This window comes from Maribacter sp., assembly GCF_039968975.1.
Classification (GTDB): Bacteria; Bacteroidota; Bacteroidia; order Flavobacteriales; family Flavobacteriaceae; genus Maribacter.
The window spans coordinates 1-9209 of record NZ_JBDVOT010000068.1 but is presented as its reverse complement, the minus strand read 5'-3'; the positions used below and the strand labels follow the sequence as shown (position 1 = coordinate 9209).

7 protein-coding genes are annotated in these 9209 nt (G+C 34.2%); 3 read left to right on the top strand and 4 right to left on the bottom strand.

All coding sequences use genetic code 11. The features are described 5' to 3' along the window. The 4 genes from ABJI11_RS04735 to ABJI11_RS04720 all read right to left on the bottom strand — a co-directional run. Positions 1-2118: hypothetical protein (locus tag ABJI11_RS04735; RefSeq protein ID WP_348349899.1), on the bottom strand; the 2118-nt coding region annotated here is incomplete at its 3' end. Between the two features lie 166 nt (positions 2119-2284). Continuing rightward, positions 2285-3796 (bottom strand): DEAD/DEAH box helicase, encoded by a 1512-nt coding sequence (locus ABJI11_RS04730; protein ID WP_348349897.1) that lies wholly within the window; start codon positions 3794-3796, stop codon positions 2285-2287. A 98-nt stretch (positions 3797-3894) separates the two neighbouring features. Continuing rightward, the gene (locus ABJI11_RS04725) at positions 3895-4824 is read right to left on the bottom strand and encodes a glyoxylate/hydroxypyruvate reductase A (protein WP_348349895.1); all 930 of its coding nucleotides are present in this window, start codon (positions 4822-4824) and stop codon (positions 3895-3897) included. A 3-nt stretch (positions 4825-4827) separates the two neighbouring features. Beyond that, on the bottom strand, positions 4828-5337 hold the full coding sequence (locus ABJI11_RS04720) for a DUF6155 family protein (protein WP_348349893.1): 510 nt from the start codon (positions 5335-5337) through the stop codon (positions 4828-4830). A 172-nt stretch (positions 5338-5509) separates the two neighbouring features. On the opposite strand from ABJI11_RS04720, the gene ABJI11_RS04715 reads away from it, so the two are divergent. From ABJI11_RS04715 to ABJI11_RS04705, 3 genes are all read left to right on the top strand, one after another. Then, entirely contained in the window at positions 5510-6373 is an 864-nt protein-coding gene (locus ABJI11_RS04715) for an RNA polymerase sigma factor RpoD/SigA (protein ID WP_036154298.1), read from the top strand. A gap of 761 nt (positions 6374-7134) precedes the next feature. Beyond that, entirely contained in the window at positions 7135-7734 is a 600-nt protein-coding gene (locus tag ABJI11_RS04710) for a hypothetical protein (protein WP_348349891.1), read from the top strand. Between the two features lie 212 nt (positions 7735-7946). Further along, positions 7947-9209: hypothetical protein (locus ABJI11_RS04705; RefSeq protein ID WP_348349889.1), on the top strand; the 1263-nt coding region annotated here is incomplete at its 3' end.

Sequence of the window (9209 nt, the reverse complement as noted above, 5' to 3'; positions counted from 1 at the left end):
AAATTCCGGATTCTTATTTGTAAATACTTCCATAGGAAAATGATAGGTTTGCAATTGCACCTCCCAATCATCACCGATCATATCTTTATCTAAAAACTTAAACTTGGTAAATCTGGTTTTCAACGGCTTGGTAATACCTTTTATATCGCTCACTTTTATGGCACTGGTCTGTCCAAATTCATCTGTTAGCTGAATGGTAAAATCTAATTGAGGAACTTCTCTTGGCTCGTCATTCTTATTCGCTTCCTTTTGTTCTTCCGTCAAATTAACATCTAACCACTCATGGTCGCCTGCCCCAAGAGTAAATTGTAAACTGGCGTTTGCTGAAATAAGAAGTGAATCTTGCTTAGATAGCTTAACATCATAAACAGCTTTATCCGTAGACAAATTTGAATTCTCATAATCCCAGCCTAAAATAACTGCATTATTTTCTTGGCTCCCTTTGTCACGCGTCGGTAAGTTCTGCTCTTTCCAAAGTGCCATATTCGTAGCTGTTATCTGCGTACTATCTTTTGCCGTAGTAACATCTATATCTTCTTCAAAATCAGCAATGGTATGAAAATTAGAAGCTTCAAAAGAAGTTAGATAATGCTCTACAGGCAACCATTTTTTGGCACTAGCGACGTTCTTAAAAATAGAACGGTATTCTTGATTGTTTTTTAAAGAAGCCTCTGCAAACGCGCTGATAAATACTTTGGCAGCTTCTTGCTGTTCTTCTTCTTTTAGTAAGGGTTGCAAATTCAATAACCATTTAGACGGAGCTCCAAAATCTGAGTTTCCCCAAGTAGCATTGAACTGTCCATGATTGGCATGATGAATATATACACCCGATTTAAATCGAGAAATAGAATCTGTGTACTGCAAACGGCGATAAGGTCTCATGCCCCAAAAACTAACTTCATCAGCATCATAAGAACCTTGTATGCTCAAAAAATTGATGTTTTTCAATACTATTTTACGATCATACCTATAATCAGTTGGCGCAAGAGCCACGACTCCTTTGATATTAAAATTAAAATTGAATTTCTCTTTAGCCTGATCAGGAAAATAAGGTAGCGGATTATAGGTTGCCGCAATAGAAACCGCTTCACCGCCACGAGAATGCCCAACGAGCATAATATTATCCATATCTACTTTATTGGAAAGCTCATGCCCTACTTCACCATTCCAATTTCTCCACTGCTCTAAATGCTTTAACAACAACCAGGCACGGGCAGGCATTTCTTTTCCCCTAAAATCTCCAGACCAATGACCGTTCAGAAAATTCTCATCTACAGAAACAGCTATAATTCCCCTACTTGCCAATAAACTACCCAAATAGCCATAGCCGTCATCAGAGTAATCTATCATGCTGTGATTGCCATGTACAATTAAGGTCAAAGGAAAAGGTCCGTCGCCCTCTGGCATATATACCCTACCATTTAAAGGAAAGTTTTTAGCCCCAAAACCCCAATATTGTTCGCGCCATTTTTTCTTTTTATCCTTCCAATCAGGAATCAACCATGTGCCATCTACAGCATTGGTTTTAAAGGCTACTCCTGTTGAAAATTCTTCTCGTTGCTCATCTGTACCACTACCATAGGTAAATGTTTTCACGGTATAAGGACCTACTGCAGCTGGATTATTGAACGACACTTCTGGAAGTAACGACTGACTCTGTTCTGCAAAAGCAATTGGTGTTTCCTTTTCGTACGGATCTGTACCATCATTTGACAAGGTATAGAATGTATACCCTACACCAATAAAGGTGATGAAAAGGAAAAAACTTGAAAAGACGTTTCGTTTTAGTTGATACCTGTATAAGGCAATGCAAAATACCATACCCATTGCTATGATGGCACTATAAAACAATGTTGGCCAGCCAAAACCAAAATATTTTAAGATGGTTAAAACACCAATAGTACTAAGTATAGCCGTTGTAGATTTCAACGGAATAGTTCCCAATGCCTTACCAATAACAGTTAGGAGACCGTAAATTATTAAATTGATAAGTAAACCTATAATAATGGCAATACACATCATTACAAGAGGATGCCAGCCTGTTAAAAAATGATATCCGGTAATGCCATAAAAGATAATTGTTAGAACAAGAATATAGGGGAGTAAGTTGTTTTTCATTAGTTTGAGAGCGTTCTAGTGATTCAAGCTCATGAATTTAACCAACTTCTGGCGATTTAGATAACGCCTTGTCTATTTTTCAAAATTAGATAATAAAGACCTCATTAGAATACAGAATTGATAACCAGATAAGAGATAATTCTGAATACCTAATCCCTAGTAAAAATCACATTTTGGCAGCGAACAGCTTAGAAATCTTAGAACGTAATTTCCGCTCATAATCTTCCTCTAACCATTCTTTGTAGTTCTTGGTATTGTTCATAATACAGTAGGAATATTGACGAACACGATATTTGATTTCTTCCTTCAATTTTTTGGCTAGAATACGGGCATCAAAAACATCTTCAGAATTCTCTACACAAATTTTTGCATGCTGTTCTATACTTTTTTCCAACACCAGTTTAGATTTTTCTCCGTTGGCAAAGCTTTTCTTGTATTCTTCTTTAATATCAAAATCTATATCGGTAGAGTTTGCAAATTCGGCACGCAAATCTGCAGGCATTTCATAAACAAACTCACGTTCGATCTCTTCATCGTTCTTGATATTCTCTAAATAGAAATCTGGAAAATGAAAAATCTCTTGCCAATCAATCCCGGCATTCCATAATCCAAAACGGGCAACATTGTTCCCCATATCAATAACATTGAATTCTTCTTTATGAGGAAGGTATCTAGATCCACGACCGATCATCTGAAAATAAAGGGTAAGCGAACGTGTAGCACGATTAAGAATAATGGTCTCTACACTAGGTTCATCAAAACCGGTGGTCAATATACTTACCGAAGTAAGAATGGCATCGGGCGTTTCTTTAAACCACTTGAGTATCTCTTTTCGCTCTGCGGCGTTATTCTTATTATCTAGATGACGAATGTTATAACCGGCTTTTCTAAAGGTTTCACAAACGTATCTAGACGTATTAATACCATTATTAAAAATTAAGGTCTTGGTACCTTTTGCTATTTCGTTGTATGCAGAAACCAACTTGTTCAGCATACTGTGATTACCGTAAAGCTCATCTGAAGACTTTACCGTATAATCACCACTAATACCTAGTTTTAAACTTTGTAGGCTTACATCATAATTATACATGTTCGCCTTTGCCAGAAACTTTTTCTGAATCAATGATTCAATAGACTCGCCCACAATCAACTTTTTATAGTTGTCTTTCATGGGAAGTTTAATATTGGAACTCAACGGAGTTGCGGTAACCCCTAAGATTACGGAGTTCTCAAAGAATTTAAAAAGTTTGCGGAATGAGTTGTAATGTGCCTCATCAATAATAATAAGACCTATATTATTGATTTCTACCTTTTCTTCTTGTAACCTATTATTAAGCGTTTCTACCATGGCTACAAAACACATAAACTCGTCTTGGTCTTGCCATTCTTTAACTTCGCTATTGATAATCTTGTTCTTTACACCAAAACCGTTCAGCATTCTAGAAGTCTGCTGACTTAATTCTATACGGTGCGTAAGAACAATGACCTTTTTATTGGTCTTTGCAATATAGCGTTTGGCTATTTCAGAAAACACTACTGTTTTACCACCACCGGTTGGTAATTGGTAAAGAAGGTTAGAATTATCGCCATTCTCTTCTAAATATTTAAAAATAGAATGAAGATCTGCCTCTTGATAATCGTACAGGGTTTTCTCAGTAATATCGTTTTGTAGCTTCAAAAGGTTTGTAGGCGTTTATTTATATTAATAATGCAAAAACCTTATAAAATTATGAGATTTTTATGGGTCTAAAAAATAAAAATCTTGAAAAAACAATTTTAGTATCCCTTGTCAGAATCTACTAGATTTTGCAATTTTTCTCCAGTAGTCAACCTTTTATAATTTTCAACTATCTGCGGAATTACAGAACTGGTATCTGAAACACTAGCGTAATGTGGCGTCATATGTACCTTTTTATGATTCCAGAACGGATGACTTTTAGGTAATGGTTCTGTATGGTACACATCTAGGCAAGCCCCGGATAAATGATGCGAATCTAACAAAGCAATTAAATCATCATCAACCATATGGCCACCACGGGCAACATTAATGACATATGCATTCTTAGGAAGCTGAGATAAAAGCTCTTTATTTAAAATACCTTCTGTTGCCGGGGTTAACGGTAAAAGACACACCAGTACATCAGTAGATTTTAGAAATTCTTTTTGTTCCTCTGCTCCAGAAAATGTTTTTACACCTGCTATTGATTTTTTACTTCTACTCCAACCCTGTACATTGAACTTACATGAGGAAAGATCGCTTGCCGTAAGCGAACCTAATTCTCCCAGACCTAAAATACCAACAGTAACATCTTTAATTCTCAGATAATCTTTAGGCTCCCAAACATTAGCTACTTGATCTAATTTATAAGTATTTAAGTTTTTAAGATGTGCTAAAATTACCGCCAACACATGTTCAGACATATCACCGGCAAGGTATGGATCTACAATACGGGTAATAGGAATGTTTTTGGGGCGCGTATCGTCTTCAAAAATATAATCAACACCAGCGCCTGCCGAAGCTATACATTTTAGATTAGGATAACTGGACAATGAACCTCTAGGATGTTTCCATATCACCGCCATGGTGATGTCCTCTTTTGGGTGGTCTTCTAGATAGCTGTATACTTTTATAGTCTTATCAGCATTCTGTAATGCATTTTTCCAAAGTTCAATTTTATTGTCTTGTCTTATAACTACTATTGCCATATGTTAATCTATAATATCTAATGCCTTTGAGAATTCATCTTCAAAAAGCCACTTTTGATTTTGGGTTTCTGTGTAAATTTTTAGGATACGCTCTCTGAATTCGGGGAAAACTCCTTGAACGGTAGTAAACTGAATAACTTCATTAAATGAATTGAGCATACTTCTATAAAAAGAATCGGGCACATTTTTCTCCATAGAGAACGTTTGTGCAATTTCTAAATTATAGCACATAACATCTGCAATTAAGTGAGGGTCTACCCCTAACCTAATAAAATGCTTTATAAATTTCTGAGCAACAGAACGTCTTGCTTTTGGTCTTCGTCGCTTCAATGGAAAATATTCATTGGATATTTTTGCCTTGGCATCTTGAACCAACTTATCTTCTTTGGGGTTAAAAGCGAAATCATAATAGGTTTTTACGGCAGGGAATTTTTCGTAAAGCTCTAGTATTTGTTCTTCAAGTGCCTTTTTAGGAAGCTTGGTTAGATAAGTTTTTAATGCCCTTTTACTCATAAAAATTCAGTGTCTATATTCAAAAATAAGCTTTACAAAAACAACCGCCTAAAAGCTTAAATCTTTGTTAAAGCTAATAAATGCTGTAGAAGTATAGTCTAATTCATTAGGAAAATTGAATTAATTGCACTATACTGTAAACTTGTACAACTTCTAAATTCGAAACAAACATATGAGGCAACTAAAGATTATCAAGCAGGTAACGAATCGTGAATCGAAATCCTTAGATAAATACTTGCAAGATATCAGTAAAATTGATTTGATTACAGCGAATGAAGAGGTAGAATTAGCGCAGAAGATTCGAGAAGGTAGTCAAGCAGCTTTGGAAAAATTAACGACAGCGAACTTAAGGTTCGTGGTTTCCGTAGCAAAACAATACCAAAATCAAGGTCTTAAATTACCTGATTTAATTAATGAAGGAAATTTAGGCTTAGTTAAAGCAGCAAAAAGATTTGATGAAACAAGAGGATTTAAGTTTATATCCTATGCCGTTTGGTGGATCAGACAATCTATACTACAAGCTTTAGCTGAACAATCTAGAGTTGTTCGTTTACCATTGAACAAAATTGGATCGATCAATAAAATTAAAAAGACATTTTCTTACTTAGAGCAGGCTCACGAACGTCCGCCTTCTCCAGAAGAAATTGCAAAAGAATTAGAAATGACGGTTTCTGAAGTGAAACAATCACTTAAGAATTCAGGTAGACACGTATCTATGGATGCACCTTTACGTGAAGGCGAAGATTCTAACCTATATGACGTTTTACGTTCAGGTGAATCTCCAAGACCAGATAATATTTTATTACAGCAGTCATTAAATACTGAGATCAATAGAGCGTTAGATACATTATCTCCAAGAGAGGCAGATGTTGTAAAGCTTTATTATGGTATTGGTGATCAACAATCAATGACTTTAGCAGAAATTGGTCAAACGTTCGATTTAACAAGAGAACGTGTTAGACAAATTCGTGAAAAGGCAATTCGTAAATTACGTCATGCCTCTAGAAGCAAATTGCTTAAAACGTATTTAGGCTAAATAGTATTATTGTTTTAAAAAAAGAAAGCGCCCGTTTTTAACGGGCGCTTTCTTTTTACCTAATGTTTGGGAACACTAAGAATATGTTAATTTGTTGATATTGAAATTTACCAAGATGCTATTAAGATCCTGAATAAAATTTTGATACGATGAAAAATCTTGATTTTGATGTGCCATGGGATTATTTATTTAGGTTATAATTTGGGTTACATATAGTCCAACTCAGCTAATTCGTTGATACTAAGAATTTCGTTTAAATCTTGAAGAAAAACTAAGTATTCTTCTCCGTAAGTGTCGTAAAGCATATTGTAGGGTTAAAAGTTAATCTTGATTTGGGTTATTAAATCTTGAAGTAAATATATACCGATGTTAAGAGTGTGACAACAAATTGTGGTGAACCAATTTAAAACTGTTGTAAAACATATAAAAAAGTGTTGTTTAAGATTGAAAAGCTATGAATACTAGGTTTCATAGGGGTTTCAAGAGTGTATTTCAACCTGTTTGTTGGTATTTTATCGATATAAATTTTAAAATCGACTTATTTACAGGCAGTTACGTAGCAAAAGCATCTATAAAAAGATGAAATAGCCTTTAAATCAAGGTTATCTAAACTATATTCTTTCTTGAACATAAAATGAATACCAATTCCAAAACACATTAAACCATATGTTTACAATACCTTACATACATCTACGTTTTTATAGTAAGCCCATTTATTTATAATTCTTATAACTTTGATAAAGTCCAAAACCCAAAAAAACATGGTGACTAAAATAAAAGACATCTATTTGAATAAAGGTTTACGAGTTGGTGGATTTTACGAATTGACTATTCAAGTTTGTCCGAGTTCGAATATGAAACCAATAAAAAAATACACAGAATATATTAAATCGCTTAAAAATGTTGATGGTCCATTTGATAGAAACTTTGAGTTAACAAATATAGAAATTGAGACTTTTGAACACGAGTGGGTTTTAAATTTAAAGAACGTATCAATTCCGTTTAAAACACTTAATATACACGAAGACGAACCAATTGAAACTGGATTTAATTGGTTTGATATATGTTTTTATACAGAAACAATTGAACAACTATTCGGAGAAGAATATAAAACTTGGGATGAAAACCCTAAATGTCCGCCCGCATTAAAAGATTTTTTTAATCAAACAATAATAGATTTGAATAACATCCATAAATTTCAATTAGCAATGATAGACTTTGAAATTTCAGGTCAATATTATTTAGCAGATATGGGTAAAGATTTTAATAATTGGACTAACTCGAATTTCTTTGTGAATGAAAAAGATGCTCATCTGATTTCGGAACAGAATAAAACAATTGTGGAAATAATAAGTGGATAAAGGCAGTGCATAACACTATATATAGCAAATTGGGCAATTATCGCTTAATCCAAAAGTTGTAGTCTATTTGTACAGTCGCCAATTTTTTTGATATGATATTAAAAAAGAAAAATTAAAGCAAAAAAATTGGCTTGTGGCTAATTCGAAAGTAAACAATTATTTTCTGCCTAATATGCCATATATTTAACGATAAAGCTCAAAACTAATTTTAGATGAAGAGATTCTCCCCTATTCTTTTAAGCTATAAATTTATAGTACTAGTTATCCTCCTTTTTATTGGCAGTCCGGCAAAGGCAAATGGTACACATCTCATTTCACCTTCCACTAAAAATTTAGAAGCGACAACCTTAGTTTTAAACAGTCATAGTTTTAATACACACGAACGTAGCACGTTTACCTATGCATCACAAACCGAAGCTATAGAACGTGGATTAACTATTATACATCTACAGGCAGAGAATACGTTTGAATTTAAGACTTTTGATACCTACGGCAGCAAAGAAGATGTTCAGGCATTTATAGAAATACTTACTAAAATGATAGATGCTAAGGCAGTATTTGCAATATTGGCACATGATTCTGCAGCAGCACAATTAATTGGGTATGAAAAACAATTGAGCACATTGGGCTTTATACAATTAAGTAGCTTGAAAGGAAGACAAGCCTACATCATGCATAACATTAATGGTACTATCACCGAACAGGTAAATGATAATTCGATTACTGAAACTATAGACATTACTAATACTAATGGTAACAAGGAAATTTACTTTCCAAGGGAAGTTTATGAATTTGAATCTAGTATAGATAGATACATTGCCCATGCAGGTGGAGAGATTAACGATGTAAAATCTACCAACTCTAAAAATGCCTTAGATGAAAATTATAAAAAAGGATTCCGAAATTTTGAATTGGATATCATAGAAACATCAGACGGTAAATTAGTAGCGGCACATGATTGGAACATGTGGGCACGATTTACAGATTATACTGGAAGCCTACCCCCTACGCATGCACAATTTATGAAGCAAAAGATATATGGTAATTATACCACATTAGATATGGACGGCATTAATACGTGGTTTAAAAATCATCCAGATGCTACATTGATTACAGATAAGGTAAACGACCCAATTGCCTTTGCTAATGCCTATGTTGATAGAGACCGTTTAATAATGGAACTATTTAGCGTAATGGCAGTAGAAAAAGCATCTGAGCATGGCATACATACCATGATATCTCAAGAACCTTTATTAGCCATTAAAGGAGATAAAGTAAACTTTCTTAAAGTAAATAACGTGAAGCATGTTGCGGTATCTAGAAGAATAATAGCTAGTCAAAAGAAATTGATGTTGCAATTAAGAGACGCGGGAATAAAAGTTTATGTCTTCAATGTAAACTTTGATGCTGGTAAAGATGAACAATATGTCTACGATAATGAATTAGGCTTGGTCTACGGTATGTATGCCGATAAA